This window comes from Micromonospora sp. DT62 (genome assembly GCF_049847285.1).
GTDB lineage: Bacteria > Actinomycetota > Actinomycetes > Mycobacteriales > Micromonosporaceae > Micromonospora > Micromonospora reichwaldensis.
Window position 1 is genome coordinate 157,654 of record NZ_JBNCOB010000012.1, and the last position, 14,062, is coordinate 171,715.

Sequence of the window (14,062 nt, forward strand, 5' to 3'; positions counted from 1 at the left end):
GACGCGGGGGCCACGGTTTCGGCAACGTTAAAACCTGGGGTCACGATCAGGGGCAAGCCGGGCAAACAGGAAAGGACTCGGAGGCGCGACCGGGGCCTTCGGTTACGCTCAAGCCGTTACCCGCCCGTCAGCGACGCCGGGACCCACGCAAGTTCATCAGCGTCACGCCCCGCCACGGAGTGCGCTGGTCGCGCGCGGCCGACGGCCGCCGGGACGGAGGTGATCGTGGAGATCCTGCTGCTGGTGACCGCGCGCGCAGGGGAACCATCCGCAGTGCTGCCGGCGCTCGACCTGCTGCCGCACTCGGTCCGCACCGCGCCACGCGACGTCCGCACCCTGGTCGCCGGCCCCAGTCCGGACGCGGTGCTGGTCGACGCCCGCTCCGAGCTCAGCGAGGCCCGGGCGACCTGCCGGATGCTGCACGCCACCGGGCTCGGGGTGCCCCTGGTCGCGGTGGTCACCGAGGCCGGCCTGATCGCGCTCAACGCCGACTGGGGCGTCGACGACGTCATCCTCGCCGCCGCCGGGCCGGCCGAGGTGGAGGCCCGGCTGCGGCTCGCCGTCGGGCGGCTGAGCAACGCCACCTCCGGGGCCGGCGGCTCGATCCGCGCCGGGGAGCTGACGATCGACCCGGACACCTACGCCGCGAAGCTCAAGGGCCGGCCGCTCGACCTCACCTACAAGGAGTTCGAGCTGCTGAAGTTCCTGGCCCAGCACCCGGGCCGGGTGTTCACCCGGGACCAGCTCCTGCGCGAGGTGTGGGGCTACGACTACTTCGGCGGCACGCGCACCGTCGACGTGCACGTCCGGCGGCTGCGCGCCAAGCTCGGCTCCGAGTACGAGTCGATGATCGGCACGGTGCGGCAGGTGGGTTACAAGTTCGTCGTACCGCCCTCGCGGTCCCTGCCGGAGAGCGAGCACGCGCCCCTGCCGGTCTGACCTCCCCCGCCCTTTCAGGGACGGTTTCGCATATGCCCTTTTTGCGCAGCTCGCCGGTTCTATTCTGACTGCCGGGTTTGCGACATAAAAGGGGGCAGCGGAGTGCGCATCGACCACGGGGGCGGCGGCGGATGGACACGGTGGGGCCCACTGATCCGGGATCCCTCGGCCGCGCGCACCATCGGGCTCGTCACGCTGGTGGTCGCCGCGCTGCTCGGTTCCGCGTACGCCCTCGGGCGCAGCCTGGTCCCCGACCCGTCGACGTCCCGGTCCAGCGTGACCACCAGCGCCACCGGCCCGCACTACGCCGACCAGCCGCCGACGAAGGACACTCCGCGCCGCACCCCGGAGGGCGAGCCGAGCACCAGCCCGGCGGAGGCCGGGCAGGACGGCGGCGCCAGCCCTGACGGCACGCCGTCGCCGGGGCCGGCCGACGGGCCGTTCGGCGCGCAGACCACCAGCGGCACCTCGCTGGTCGCGCTGACCTTCGACGACGGGCCGGACCCGCAGTACACGCCGCAGGTGCTCGCCCTGCTCCGCGAGCACCGGGTGCGGGCCACCTTCTGCGTGGTCGGCGAGAACGCGCAGCGCCACCCGGACCTCATCCGGGCCATCGCGGCTGACGGGCACACCCTGTGCAACCACAGCTGGAACCACGACGTCGACCTCGGCCGCCGGTCGCCCGCCGTCATCCGGGCGGACCTGCTGCGCACCAGCGAGGCGATCCGGGCGGCGGTGCCCAACGCGCCGATCGCGTACTACCGGCAGCCCGGCGGCGCCTGGACGGGCCAGGTGGTGTCGGTGTCCCACGAACTCGGCATGACGCCGCTGCACTGGACCGTGGACCCGGCGGACTGGGAGCTGCCGGGAGCCGCCCGGATCGCGGCGACGGTCGTGGCGGGCGTCGTACCCGGCTCGATCGTGCTGCTGCACGACGCCGGCGGCGACCGGCAGGGCACGGTGGACGCCCTGCACCGCATCCTGCCCGACCTGACCAGCCGGTTCGAGGTGGAGGCGCTGCCCGACGGTGGGACGTGAGCCGGCCGGCGGACGGCCCGACCACGGGCGGTCCGGCCGGGCGACCGCCGCACCGCCCCGGCGGCCGGCCGAGCGCGACGGCGCCGGGGATCGACCGGACTACGGTGACGTCATGAGCAACCCCGAAGCGAGCAGCGGCCGGGTGACCCGGGCCGACCGCCTCAGCCCCACGGAGATCGCCGACGTGACGACCCTCGCCCGGGTCGCCGGCGACGCGGACGGGGCGGACCCGTTCGACGAGCACGTCCTGCTCCGGCTGCGCGACCCGAACGCGCCCGCCGTGCACCTGACCACCCGGGCGGACGACGGCACACTGACCGGGTACGCGCACCTGGACACCACCGACCCGGGCACGGGGATCGGGGTGGAACTGGTGGTGCACCCGGCGTACCGGCGGCGCGGGACGGGCCGCGCGCTGGCCCAGGGCGTCCTGGCGGCGGCCGACGGCCCGCTGCGGGTCTGGGCGCACGGCGACCACCCCTCCGCCGCCGCGCTCGGCGTCGACCTGGGCCTGCGCCGGGCCCGGGTGCTCTGGCAGCTGCGCCGCCCGCTGACCGCCCCGATCCCCGACCACCCGCTGCCGGACGGGGTGACGCTGCGCGCGTTCCGGCCCGGCGCCGACGACGAGGAGTGGCTGGCGCTCAACGCGCGGGCCTTCGCCGAGCACCCGGAACAGGGCCGCTGGTCCCCCGCCGACCTGCGGGTACGCCTCGACGAGCCGTGGTTCGACCCGGAGGGCTTCCTGCTCGCCGTCGACGGGTCCACCGGTCGGCTGCTCGGCTTCCACTGGACGAAGGTCCACGAACGACCGGGCTCGGCCCGGATCGGCGAGGTCTACGTCCTCGGCGTGGACCCGTCAGCCCACCGCGGCGGGCTCGGCCGGGCGCTGACCGCGGCCGGCCTGGCGTACCTGCGGGACCGGCGGGACCTGGACCGGGTCATGCTCTACGTCGACGAGTCGAACGCCGCCGCCGTCGCGCTCTACGAACGGCTCGGCTTCGCCCGCTGGTCGGCGCACGTCAACTACCAGCCGGCCTGACGTCGGGACGGGCCCGGGTCGCGACGGCCCGGGCCCCGTGCCGCGCGTGCCGCCGCCCCGGAAGATCCCCATACTTCCGACAGCGGCAGCCGAGTTCACAGAACGGACAACCCGCCCTCAGCGAGCGGTCATCTGCCCTGTCGCACCTGTTCACTCCCCGTTCACTTCCGACCGGCGAACCGGCTACCTGGCGCTCCTAACTTTTGGATCAGCCGGTGAGCGCCGGTGCCCCGGGCCCCCAATCCGGGGGCGAAGTCAGACGTGAAGGGAAACCCCTCAGGTGAAGCTCCAGCGGCACGGCACCCTCGCCTGCCTCGCTCTTACCGCGACGCTCGCTCTCAGCGCATGCGGCTCGGACAACAACGAGCCCGCGAGCAGCGCCTCCGGGTCGGCCGCCGCCGACTGCGCCACCGGCACGCTGAACACCCAGGGCTCGTCGGCGCAGAAGAACGCCATGGACGAGTGGATCAAGGCTTACCAGCAGAAGTGCTCCGGCGCCAAGATCAACTACGAGCCGTCCGGCTCGGGCGCCGGCATCCAGGCCTTCATCGCCGGCACCGCCGACTTCGCCGGCTCGGACTCCGCCCTCAAGGAGGAGGAGCAGCCGCAGGCCGACGCCAAGTGCGTCGGCGGCGCCGCGATCAACCTGCCGATGGTCATCGGCCCGGTCGCCATCGCCTACAACGTCAGCGGCGTGGACAACCTCCAGCTCAAGCCGGCCACCCTGGCGAAGATCTTCGCCGGCAAGGTGACCAAGTGGGACGACCCGGCGATCAAGGCCGACAACCCGGACGCCAAGCTGCCGTCGACCGCCATCAACGCGGTGCACCGCTCGGACTCCTCCGGCACCACCGACAACTTCACCGACTTCCTGACCAAGACCGCCGCGTCCGACTGGACGTTCGGCAAGGCCAAGGAGTGGAAGGCCCCCGGCGGCACCGGCGCGGCGAAGTCCGACGGCATGGCCAGCGCCATCAAGGGTCAGGACGGCACCATCGGCTACGTCGAGTGGTCGTACGCCGAGAACGGCGGCCTGAAGACCGCCAAGGTCGGCAACGGCGCGGGCGAGTTCGCCGAGCTGACCGCCGAGTCGGCCGGCAAGACCATCGCCGGCGCCGAGGTGGTCGGCCAGGGCGACGACCTCAAGATGAAGATCGACTACAACACCAAGGAGGCCGGGGCCTACCCCATCGTCCTGGTGACCTACGAGATCGTCTGCTCCAAGGGCCTCGCCGCCGACAAGCTCCCGCTGGTCAAGGGCTTCCTCGGCCACGCCGCGAGCACCGCCGGCCAGGCCGACCTGACCGAGCTGGGCTACGCCCCGCTGCCCGAGACGGTCCGCGCCAAGGTCGAGGCCGCGGTCAAGAACCTCGCCTGAGCCGCCCGCACCGACACCGTCACCACCACCTCAACCCGAAGCGAGCGAGCAGATGGGTGAAACCCCCCACCGCTCGGCCCACGCCGGCACCGGCGGGACGCGCGTGACCGAAGGTCACGACCGGCCCGCCGGTGCCTCGGCGCGTCCGGCCGAGGCACCAGTCAGCACCCGTACGCCGGGCGGAGCCGGGTTGGGCGGCGGCGGCGCGCTGCCCCGGGCCCGGGCGTTCGGCGCCGAACGGGCCTTCCGCGCCCTCACCCTGGGCGCCGGCGCCACCGTCCTGGTCGTCATCGCCGCGATCGCGGTCTTCCTCGTCGCCAAGGCGGTACCGGCGCTGGGAGCCAACACCGAGAGCTTCTGGACCTTCGAGGGCTGGTTCCCGAACGACGCGGAGCCGAAGTTCGGCATCGGGGCGCTCGCCTTCGGCACCGTGTTCAGCTCCGCGCTGGCCCTGCTGATCGCGGTGCCGGTGGCCCTGGGCATCGCGCTCTACCTGTCCCACTACGCGCCGCGCCGGCTCGGCACCACGCTGGGCTTCCTGATCGACCTGCTGGCCGCCGTGCCGAGCGTGGTCTTCGGCCTCTGGGGCCGCGACGTCTTCATCAACCCGGTACGCGACTTCTCCGCCTGGCTGAACACGTACTTCGGCTGGATTCCGATCTTCGGCGGCGACGGCCCGTTCGGGAAGTCCATCATGCTGGGCGCGCTGGTCCTGGCGATCATGGTGCTGCCGATCATCACCTCGCTCTCCCGCGAGGTGTTCCTGCAGACCCCGACCGCCAACGAGGAGGCGGCCCTCGCCCTCGGCGCCACCCGCTGGGAGATGATCCGCACCGCCGTGCTGCCGTATGGCCGCCCCGGCATCGTCGCCGCGGTGATGCTCGGCCTGGGCCGGGCGCTCGGCGAGACCATCGCTCTGGCGATGACCCTCGGCATCACCTTCGGCATCTCGTTCAACCTCATCTCCAGCGGCGGCAACACCATCGCCGCCAACATCGCCAACACGTTCGGCGAGGCGAACGACACCGGGCGGGGCGCGCTGATCGCCTCGGGCCTGGTGCTCTTCGCCATCACGCTGATCGTCAACATCACGGCGCGGGCGATCATCCACCGCCGCCGGGAGTTCACGGAGTCGGCCGCATGACCACAGTCGTTACGTCGCACCGGCCCCGTCCGCCCGCCCAGCCGCCCACCCTCAAGGCCCGGCGCCTGCCCAGGTACGCCGCGCCGGCCATCGCCGCAGCCGCCCTGCTGGTCGCCGCCGCGTTCGTGTACGGCACCGGCACCGGCGGCCCGGTGCTGGTCGTGGTGGTCGCCGCGCTGCTCTACCTGGCCGGCCTGTTCGCCGCCGCGAACCGGGTCGAGGGGCGGCGGTCGGCCCGCAACCGCACCTGGAGCGCGCTGATCCACTCCGCGTTCGTGCTGGCCGTCCTGCCGCTGGCCTCGGTGGTCTGGACGCTGGTCAGCAAGGGCGCGGAGCGCCTGGACGGCGACTTCTTCCTCACCTCGATGAACAACATCGGCGCACGGGACCCGAACGGCGGCGCCTACCACGCGATCGTCGGCACGCTCCAGCAGGTCGGCATCGCCGCCCTGATCACCGTCCCGCTCGGCATCCTCTGCGCGATCTACATCGTCGAGTACGGCCGGGGCCGGTTCGCCGCCGCGATCCGGTTCTTCGTGGACGTGATGACGGGCATCCCGTCGATCGTCGCCGGCCTGTTCGTGCTGGCGTTCTGGGTGCTGATCGTCTCGCCGTGGTTCAACGACGGGCGGCCCAGCTTCTCCGGCTTCGCCGCCGCGCTCGCGCTGAGCGTGCTGATGCTGCCCACCGTGGTCCGCTCCACCGAGGAGATGCTGCGTCTCGTCCCGGCGCCGCTGCGCGAGGGGGCGTACGCCCTCGGCGTGCCGAAGTGGAAGACCATCCTGCGGGTCGTACTGCCGACCGCCCTGCCGGGCATCGTCACCGGCGTCATGCTCGCCATCGCCCGCGCGGCCGGCGAGACCGCCCCGGTGCTGCTCGTCGCCGGCGGCGGCGCGGCGATCAACTTCAACCCGTTCGAGAACAACCAGTCGTCGCTGGCCCTCTTCGTCTACCAGCAGGCCGGTGACGCGTCCCGGTACGCGCCGGCACGGGCGTGGACCGCGGCACTCACCCTGGTCGCCCTCGTGCTGATCCTGACCGTCGCGGCGAAGCTGCTGGCCCGTCGCAACCGGCTCGGCCGATGAACCCCGGAGGTACCACCACCATGGCCAAGCGCATCGAAGCCTCGGGCGTCACCGCCTACTACGGCGCCTTCAAGGCGATCGAGAACATCAACCTGACGGTCGAGCCGAAGACGGTGACCGCCCTGATCGGCCCGTCCGGCTGCGGCAAGTCGACCTTCCTGCGGTCGATCAACCGGATGCACGAGGTGCTGCCCGGCGCCCGGGTCGAGGGCAGCCTCACCATCGACGACCAGGACATCTACGACCGGGACGTGGACGTCACCGCCGTCCGCCGCATGATCGGCATGGTCTTCCAGCGGCCGAACCCGTTCCCCACCATGAGCATCTTCGAGAACGTGGTGGCCGGGCTGCGGCTCAACGGGGTCCGGAGGAAGTCGATCCTGGAGGAGACGGCCGAGAAGGCGCTGCGCTCGGCCAACCTGTGGGACGAGGTGAAGGACCGGCTCGGCAAGCCCGGCGCCGGCCTCTCCGGCGGTCAGCAGCAGCGGCTCTGCATCGCCCGGACCATCGCCGTCGAGCCGCAGGTGGTGCTGATGGACGAGCCCTGCTCGGCGCTCGACCCGATCTCCACGCTGGCCATCGAGGACCTGATGTTCCAGCTCAAGGACAAGTTCACCATCATCATCGTCACGCACAACATGCAGCAGGCCGCCCGCGTCTCGGACCGGACCGCCTTCTTCTCCATCGAGAAGACCGGCGACCCGGGCCGCCTCATCGAGTACGACAACACGCAGAAGATCTTCAGCAACCCCGGGGTGAAGAAGACCGAGGACTACATCACCGGCCGCTTCGGCTGAGCCGTGCGGCGGCCCCTTCTCTCGCTCTCCCGACAGGAAGGGGCCATTCCTCTCCGCGCCCACGCCGGCAGACCCGGCAGCATCGGAGGATCTGCCCTAGGGTCGGGTCGGAAACGCCCACCGGTCGCTGCGGAGGACGGGCATGTCTGGATATCCCCGGTTGCTGCACACCGTGCTCGACAGCACGAACCCACGGGAGCTCGCCGAGTTCTACCGGCAACTGCTCGGGCTGCGATACCGGCCCGGTGACGAACCGCCGACGGACGGGACGGCCGACGACCGGGACTGGCTCGTGCTCAGAGACTCCGACGGGGCGGCCCAGCTCGCCTTCCAACTCGTCGACCGCCTGCCTCGGACCACCTGGCCCCGGCACGACGTGCCGATGCAGTTGCACCTCGACTTCACGGTCCCGGACGCGTCCGAGCTGGAGAGGCAGCGTGCGCGGGCGGAGGCCCTGGGCGCGAAACTCCTGATCGACCGGACCGACGACCCCGACGAGCCGCTGTACGTCTTCGCGGATCCGTCCGGTCACCCGTTCTGCATCTTCGTGGCCTAGCGCCGCCGCCCTCCCCGGCCCTGGTCCGCTGAGAGATCCTGGCAGGAACCGGCCCTTCCCGGGGCCGCTTCCTGCCAGGATCCGTAACGGGTCAGGCCAGCACGAAGCGGGGCTCGCCGTCGTCGGGCACGTCGAGGCGCGGGGTGACCGGGGTCGACGCGTCCCGGGTCGCCGCCGCGCGGGCCACGCCCGCCAGGTCGCCGCCGGCCGCCACCTGGGCCAGGTTCACCAGGGTGGGCGGGAGCATGGTCAGCTCGCCGGCCTCCGCCCGGGCCAGGGCGTCCGCCGGGCGGACCCACAGGGTGTGGTCGGCCTCCCCGGAGACGTCCCGGGTCCGCTGCCCCTCCGGCAGCAGCGCCACGAAGAAGTACGTGTCGAAGCGGCGCGGCTCGAACTCCGGCGTGATCCACCGGCTCCACGGCAGCAGCAGGTCCGACCGGAGGGTGAGCCCGCGCCGGGCGAGCAGGTCCGCGAAGCCGCCCCGGCGCTGCTCCAGCGCCACCCGGTCGGCCTCCCAGTCGTCGCCGCTCACGTCGCCGACCACGGCCTGCGTGTCGGGGCCGGCGAGCAGGACCCCGGCCTCCTCGAAGACCTCCCGGGCCGCGGCGCAGACGACCGCCTGGGCGGCCTCCGGGGCCAGCCCCAGCCGCTCACCCCACCCGGCCGGCGTCGGGCCGGCCCAGTCCAGGTGCGCCTGCGAGTCCGAGGGGTCGACCCCGCCACCGGGGAAGGCGTACATGCCGCCGAAGGCCATCGCGGCGACCCGTCGGATCAGGTACACCTCGAAGTCGTCGCCGGCGGGGCGGAGCAGCAGGACGGTCGCCGCGACCCGGGGCGGGGCCGGGGTGCCGCCCTCGGCGTGGAACCGGCGGGCGTGCGCCACGAGCGCCGGGGGTGCGGGGAAGCCGTCGGCGTCGATCGTCATGCGCCGAGCCTAGTTCCCGACGGGTGGATGACCACGCCGACGTCCGGTGATCTTCGCTAGCGTGGCCGCCATGACTCGTTGGGGCATCCTGTCCACCGGCCAGATCGCCGCCCGCTTCGCCGAGGACCTCCGGCTGGTGCCGGGCGCCGAACTGGTGGCGGTCGGCTCACGTACCGCCGAGAGCGCGCAACGGTTTGCGGCCCGGCACGGCGTGCCGCGCGCGTACGCCTCCTGGGCGGAACTCGCCGCGGACGACGAGCTGGACGTCGTCTACGTCGCCACCCCGCACGCCGCGCACCACCAGGCGGCCCTGACCTGCCTCGCGGCCGGCCGCGCGGTGCTGCTGGAGAAGCCGTTCACCCTCGACCTGGCGACCAGCGTGGAGCTGGTCGACACCGCCCGCGCGGCCGGGGTCTTCCTCATGGAGGCCATGTGGATGCGGACGAATCCGCTGATCCGCCGGGTCTGCGAGCTGGTCGCGGACGGGGCGATCGGCGCGGTGACGAACGTGCGGGCCGACTTCGGGTTGGCGGGGCCGTTCCCGCCGGAGCACCGGCTGCGGGCCCGTACGCTCGGCGGCGGCGCCCTGCTCGACCTCGGCGTCTACCCGGTCAGCCTGGCCCACCTGCTGCTCGGCGTGCCCGACCACGTCCGGTCCTGGGCGAAGCTCAGCCCCGAGCGGGTCGACGAGAACACCGGGATCGTCCTCGGCTACGACTCGGGCGCGGTGGCCACGCTGACCTGCGGCCTGGTCGGGGCGACCCCGGTGACCGCCGCCGTCACCGGCACCGCCGGGCGGATCGACCTGCCCGAGCTGTTCTTCCGCCCCGGCTCGGTGACCCTGCACCGGGCCGGCGCCGAGCCGGAGACGGTCACCGGTGAACTGGTCGGCGGCGGCTACCAGTACGAGGCCGCAGAGGTCCAGCGCTGCCTCGCCGAGGGCCTTCTGGAGAGCCCACTGGTCCCCCACGCCGCGACGCTGGAGGTGATGGCGCTCCTCGACACCATCCGGGCCCAGATCGGCGTCGACTACTCCTGACGGGAAAGGGGCCCCTCGTCGAGGAGGGGCCCCTTCGCGTACGTCAGCTGAAGAGCGGGCGGACCAGGAAGTACATCAGGGCGCCGATCGAGCCGGCGGCCGGGAAGGTGAGGATCCACGCCCCGACGATGTTGCCGGCCACGCCCCACCGGACGGCGGAGAGCCGCTTGGTGGCGCCGACGCCCATGATCGCCGAGGTGATCGTGTGGGTCGTCGAGATCGGCGCGCCGAGGACCAGCGCGTTGAAGTAGAGCACCCCGCTGGCGACGGTCTCGGCGGCGAAGCCCTCCGGCGGCCGGAGGTCGATGATCTTCCGGCCCAGGGTCCGGATGATCCGCCAGCCACCGGCGTACGTGCCGGCGGCCAGCACGGCGGCCGACGTCCAGAACGCCCACTCCGGGATGAAGCTGGGGTCGTCCTGGTAGCCGCCGACGTAGAGGGCGAGCACCACGATGCCGATGGTCTTGGCGGCGTCCTGCATGCCGTGGCCGACCGACATGGCGGCGGCGGACGCGGTCTGCGCCCAGCGGAAGCCACGGTTGAGCCGGCCCGGGTGCCCCTTCCGGAAGATCCACTGCACGGCGATCATGACGACGTAGCCGAGCACGAAGCCGACCATCGGCGAGAGGACCATCGGGATGATCACGCTCTCCCCGATGCCGGTCCAGAGCACCGTGCCGGACGCGGCGACGGTCGAGCCGACCAGGCCGCCGATCAGCGCGTGCGACGAGGACGACGGCAGGCCGAAGTACCAGGTGACCAGGTTCCAGACGATCGCGCCGATCACGCCAGCGAAGACGATGCCGAGGCTCGCCGTGCCGGTGGGTAGTTTCACCAGGCCGCTGCCGACGGTCTTGGCCACCTCGGCGCCGAAGTGGGCGCCGATGAAGTTGCCGACCGCCGCCATGGCCAGGGCCACCCGGGGTGTGAGCGCCCGCGTGGAGATGCTGGTCGCGATCGCGTTGGCGGCGTCGTGGAAGCCGTTGGTGTAGTCGAACGCCAACGCCACCGCGATCACCGCCAGCACGGCGATGAGTTCGGGACTCACAGGATCAGGACTCCTTGACCGCGATGGTCTCGACGGTGTTGGCCACGTGCTCGAAGGCGTCGCAGGCGGCCTCCAGCTCGTCGGCGACCTCCTTCATCTTCAGCACGGTCAGCGCGTCGTACTCGCCGGAGAAGAGGCGGACCAGCAGCATCCGGTACACCTGGTCGCCGTCGTTCTCCAGCCGGTTGCACTCGATCCAGTAGTCCTCGAGATCCTTCATCGACTTCAGGCGCGGCATCGCGTCGGCGGTCAGCTTCGCCTGCGCGTCCAGGACGTTGACCATCTCGTGCATCTCGCGGGGCAGCGAGGGGAGCTTGGTCAGGCCGTAGAGGTAGAGCAGGTTGCCGACCGCTTCGAGGTGGTCCATCACGTCGTCGAGCAGCGACCCGAGCCGGTAGATGTCCTCCCGGTCGAACGGCGTGATGAAGGTTGAGTTGATCTTCTTGTACAGCTCGTGGGTGATCTGGTCGCTGTCGTGCTCCACCTCGGTGAGCCGCTCGCTGACCGACTGCACCTCCACCCCCGGAAGGGCCAGCTCGTTGAGCAGCTCGGTGCCCTTAACCAGGTTCTGCGCGGCCCTGGTGAAGAGCTCGTAGAAGGCGCCCTCGTTCGGGCGGAAGGAAAACTTCACAGCACGGACCTCGTCGTGTCGGTGGAAGGGTGGCGGTCGCCCGGAGGGTGCCCGCCTGGGAATGCTAGAAAACGACGGAACCGGGGATCGCGCGGCCTCCCCCAGGTCAGGCCACATTCACCGGTCGTTCACCTGTTGTTCACCTACGCCGTTCTCTCCGATCCCAGCAGCCGCTCCCGTTCGCGCCGGACATCGAAACCGGCAGGCGGATACCCGAGATCGAGGGTGTCGAACGTCTCGCGGAGCAGGTGCGCGACGGCCCAGTCGCGGTACCACTTACGGTCCGCCGGCACCACGTACCAGGGCGCGGCGTCCGTGCCGCACCGGCCCAGGGCTTCGGCGTACGCGGCCTGGTAGTCGTCCCAGCGGGCGCGGGCGTCGACGTCCGAGGGATCGTACTTCCAGTGCTTGCGCGGCTCGTCGAGCCGCTCCAGCAGCCGCCGGCCCTGCTCAGCGTACGAGATGTGCAGGAACACCTTCACCAGGGCCACCCCGGCCTCGGCCTGCTCCCGCTCGAACGCGTTGATCTCGTCGTACCGGGCCTGCCAGATCGACTCGGGCACCAGCGACTCGACGCGCGCCACGAGCACGTCCTCGTAGTGCGAGCGGTTGAAGACCCCCACGTACCCGGGCGGCGGCAGCGCCCGCCGGATCCGCCACAGGAAGTCGTGCCGCAACTCCTCGGGAGTGGGCGGGCCGAACGAGCGGAGGTGCAGGCCCAGCGGGTTCATCGCGCCGGCCACCCGCTTGACGGTGCCGTCCTTGCCCCCGCTGTCCATCGCCTGCAGCACCAGCAACACCCGGCGCCCGCCCGCTCCACCGGCAGCCGCGTCGGACCCGCCCCCACCGGCAGCCGCGCCGACGGGTCCGGCCGACTGCCGGGCCTTGGCCTCGGCGAAGAGCATCTCCTGCTGCCTGCCCAGTTCCGCGCCGATCAGCGTGACCTGGCCACGGGCCCACTCCTTGCGCTGCGGGCCGGTCACCTCCCGCCCCGGCAGCCCGGGCGTCGACCGGGGATCGACCGCCCCGAGATCGACCGCCCCGCCGGGCGCCACCCGGAGCAGTTCCCGAATCGTCCCGCCGACCGGCCCCACGACAGTGCTGGACCGGCCCACGCCGCCTTCCTCAACCGCTCGCATCCTCGGATCATCACCCACATCCACCCCACCCGCCCGCCAACCACCCCCTGCGCCCCCTCCCGCCCCGCCCCGGCGATCATGCACTTCTGGTGGGCGGAATCCGCTGGATCGCCCGTTTCGCGGGGCACCACGACTGCATGATCGACGCGATCTTGGGGGTCTTGGGGGTGTGGGGGTCGGGGCGGGAGAATCGCGGGCGGGCGGGGGCGGTACGCGCCCCGGCAGTGGAGCGGGGGCAGCGTGCGGGAGATGGTGGCGGAGTTCGAGGCCGAGCGGGGGCGGCTGCTGGGGGTGGCGCACCGGATGTTGGGCAGCCGCAGCGAGGCCGAGGACGCCGTGCAGGAGACCTGGCTGCGGTACGCCGCCGCGCTCGCCGACCCGGCGGCCCGCGCCGAGATCCGGCACCTCGGCGCCTGGCTGACCACCACCTGCGCCCGGATCTGCCTGGACGTGCTCCGCTCGGCGCGGGTACGGCGGGAGGCGTACCCGGGCCAGTGGCTGCCGGAGCCGGTGGTGACGCCGCTCGACCAGGGCCCGCGCCCCGACGGCTTCGCGCCCGACCCCGCGGAGCGGGCGGTCCGCGCCGATCAGGTCGGCACCGCCCTGCTGGTGGTGCTGGAACGCCTCGCACCGGAGCAGCGGGTGGCCTTCGTGCTGCACGACGTCTTCGCCGTGCCGTTCGCCCAGATCGCCGAGGTGCTCGGTACGACCGACGCCGCCGCCCGCCAGCTCGCCTCCCGGGCCCGCCGGGCGGTGCACGCGCCCGACGCGCCCCGGCACACCGCCGACGCGGTCGAGCAGCGTCACGTGCTCGCCGCCTTCGTGACCGCCGTCGAGTCGGGCGACCTCGCCGCGCTGGTACGGGTGCTCGCCCCGGACGTGGTCGCCATCGGCGACAGCGGCGGCCACTTCCCGGCGGCCCGGCGGCCGGTGCTCGGGGCCGACGCGGTGGCCCGCTTCCTCCTGGGCCTGTTCGGGCGTGCCGGGCGCTACGGCGGGACGCTGCGCTCCCGTCGGGTGCTCGTCGACGGCGTCGAGGGCCTGCACCTGGAGACCCGGCACTCGGACGGGCGGCCGCTGCGGGTGGTGGCCGCCCTCACGGTGGACGAGGGCCGGGTGACCGGGGTCTTCCACCAGCTGAATCCGGAGAAGCTGGGCGACCTGCCGTTGCTGACGGAGGAGGACGGCTGGCCGCCGCGCTGGTGACGGCCCGGGGGCCGGTGCCGGCGGGACGCTCCTATGCCGCGTCAAGTGGTTGGGGTGGGGTTTCGAGGCGTCGGTAGAGCTCGCGGGCGACGTAGCGT

The 14,062-nt window shown here is 72.5% G+C and carries 14 protein-coding genes; 10 read left to right on the forward strand and 4 right to left on the reverse strand.

Features of this window, described 5'->3' with window-relative positions; all coding sequences use genetic code 11:
• The first annotated feature begins 219 nt into the window (after positions 1-219).
• The 8 genes from ACPXCB_RS18685 to ACPXCB_RS18720 all read left to right on the forward strand — a co-directional run bounded on the left by ACPXCB_RS18685 (position 220) and on the right by ACPXCB_RS18720 (position 7,976).
• Entirely contained in the window at positions 220-939 is a 720-nt protein-coding gene (locus ACPXCB_RS18685) for a winged helix-turn-helix transcriptional regulator (RefSeq protein WP_197697787.1), read from the forward strand.
• 108 nt (positions 940-1,047) lie between these two features.
• The gene (locus tag ACPXCB_RS18690; protein ID WP_425876939.1) at positions 1,048-1,977 is read left to right on the forward strand and encodes a polysaccharide deacetylase family protein; all 930 of its coding nucleotides are present in this window, start codon (positions 1,048-1,050) and stop codon (positions 1,975-1,977) included.
• Positions 1,978-2,089: 112 nt separating this feature from the next.
• Entirely contained in the window at positions 2,090-3,016 is a 927-nt protein-coding gene (mshD, locus tag ACPXCB_RS18695) for a mycothiol synthase (RefSeq protein ID WP_425876923.1), read from the forward strand.
• A 280-nt stretch (positions 3,017-3,296) separates the two neighbouring features.
• Positions 3,297-4,394, forward strand: coding sequence for a phosphate ABC transporter substrate-binding protein PstS (gene pstS / locus ACPXCB_RS18700; protein WP_425876924.1), 1,098 nt, complete (start codon positions 3,297-3,299; stop codon positions 4,392-4,394).
• A gap of 52 nt (positions 4,395-4,446) precedes the next feature.
• Positions 4,447-5,538 carry a phosphate ABC transporter permease subunit PstC gene (gene pstC, locus ACPXCB_RS18705; protein WP_425876925.1) on the forward strand — a complete coding sequence of 364 codons (1,092 nt, stop codon included), beginning with the start codon at positions 4,447-4,449 and terminating at the stop codon, positions 5,536-5,538.
• The gene (gene pstA / locus ACPXCB_RS18710; RefSeq protein WP_425876926.1) at positions 5,535-6,623 is read left to right on the forward strand and encodes a phosphate ABC transporter permease PstA; all 1,089 of its coding nucleotides are present in this window, start codon (positions 5,535-5,537) and stop codon (positions 6,621-6,623) included. Before pstC ends, pstA begins: the two co-directional genes overlap by 4 nt.
• A gap of 20 nt (positions 6,624-6,643) precedes the next feature.
• On the forward strand, positions 6,644-7,420 hold the full coding sequence (gene pstB / locus ACPXCB_RS18715) for a phosphate ABC transporter ATP-binding protein PstB (protein ID WP_425876927.1): 777 nt from the start codon (positions 6,644-6,646) through the stop codon (positions 7,418-7,420).
• A gap of 142 nt (positions 7,421-7,562) precedes the next feature.
• Positions 7,563-7,976 carry a VOC family protein gene (locus ACPXCB_RS18720; protein WP_358122781.1) on the forward strand — a complete coding sequence of 138 codons (414 nt, stop codon included), beginning with the start codon at positions 7,563-7,565 and terminating at the stop codon, positions 7,974-7,976.
• 91 nt (positions 7,977-8,067) lie between these two features.
• On the opposite strand, the gene ACPXCB_RS18725 is transcribed toward ACPXCB_RS18720, so the two are convergent.
• Entirely contained in the window at positions 8,068-8,901 is an 834-nt protein-coding gene (locus ACPXCB_RS18725) for an NUDIX hydrolase (RefSeq protein ID WP_425876928.1), read from the reverse strand.
• 70 nt (positions 8,902-8,971) lie between these two features.
• Between ACPXCB_RS18725 and ACPXCB_RS18730 the strand changes: the two genes are divergently transcribed.
• Positions 8,972-9,940 (forward strand): Gfo/Idh/MocA family protein, encoded by a 969-nt coding sequence (locus ACPXCB_RS18730; protein WP_425876929.1) that lies wholly within the window; start codon positions 8,972-8,974, stop codon positions 9,938-9,940.
• Positions 9,941-9,983: 43 nt separating this feature from the next.
• On the opposite strand, the gene ACPXCB_RS18735 is transcribed toward ACPXCB_RS18730, so the two are convergent.
• The 3 genes from ACPXCB_RS18735 to ACPXCB_RS18745 all read right to left on the reverse strand — a co-directional run bounded on the left by ACPXCB_RS18735 (position 9,984) and on the right by ACPXCB_RS18745 (position 12,758).
• A complete protein-coding gene (locus ACPXCB_RS18735) occupies positions 9,984-10,988 on the reverse strand; it encodes an inorganic phosphate transporter (RefSeq protein ID WP_311411772.1) in 1,005 nt (334 codons plus the stop codon).
• Positions 10,989-10,992: 4 nt separating this feature from the next.
• The gene (locus tag ACPXCB_RS18740; RefSeq protein WP_088998168.1) at positions 10,993-11,619 is read right to left on the reverse strand and encodes a DUF47 domain-containing protein; all 627 of its coding nucleotides are present in this window, start codon (positions 11,617-11,619) and stop codon (positions 10,993-10,995) included.
• 143 nt (positions 11,620-11,762) lie between these two features.
• Positions 11,763-12,758 (reverse strand): PPK2 family polyphosphate kinase, encoded by a 996-nt coding sequence (locus tag ACPXCB_RS18745; RefSeq protein WP_425876930.1) that lies wholly within the window; start codon positions 12,756-12,758, stop codon positions 11,763-11,765.
• Between the two features lie 249 nt (positions 12,759-13,007).
• Between ACPXCB_RS18745 and sigJ the strand changes: the two genes are divergently transcribed.
• Positions 13,008-13,964, forward strand: coding sequence for an RNA polymerase sigma factor SigJ (gene sigJ / locus ACPXCB_RS18750; protein WP_425876940.1), 957 nt, complete (start codon positions 13,008-13,010; stop codon positions 13,962-13,964).
• Positions 13,965-14,062 lie beyond the last annotated feature (98 nt).

Bases quoted from the DNA above. Each gene is read 5' to 3' on its own strand.
- ACPXCB_RS18725 (WP_425876928.1), bottom strand. From the start codon at position 8,901: ATGACGATCGACGCCGACGGCTTCCCCGCACCCCCGGCGCTCGTGGCG.
- pstA (WP_425876926.1), top strand. From the start codon at position 5,535: ATGACCACAGTCGTTACGTCGCACCGGCCCCGTCCGCCCGCCCAGCCG.
- pstB (WP_425876927.1), top strand. From the start codon at position 6,644: ATGGCCAAGCGCATCGAAGCCTCGGGCGTCACCGCCTACTACGGCGCC.
- ACPXCB_RS18730 (WP_425876929.1), top strand. From the start codon at position 8,972: ATGACTCGTTGGGGCATCCTGTCCACCGGCCAGATCGCCGCCCGCTTC.
- mshD (WP_425876923.1), top strand. From the start codon at position 2,090: ATGAGCAACCCCGAAGCGAGCAGCGGCCGGGTGACCCGGGCCGACCGC.
- sigJ (WP_425876940.1), top strand. From the start codon at position 13,008: ATGGTGGCGGAGTTCGAGGCCGAGCGGGGGCGGCTGCTGGGGGTGGCG.
- ACPXCB_RS18745 (WP_425876930.1), bottom strand. From the start codon at position 12,758: ATGCGAGCGGTTGAGGAAGGCGGCGTGGGCCGGTCCAGCACTGTCGTG.
- pstC (WP_425876925.1), top strand. From the start codon at position 4,447: ATGGGTGAAACCCCCCACCGCTCGGCCCACGCCGGCACCGGCGGGACG.
- ACPXCB_RS18720 (WP_358122781.1), top strand. From the start codon at position 7,563: ATGTCTGGATATCCCCGGTTGCTGCACACCGTGCTCGACAGCACGAAC.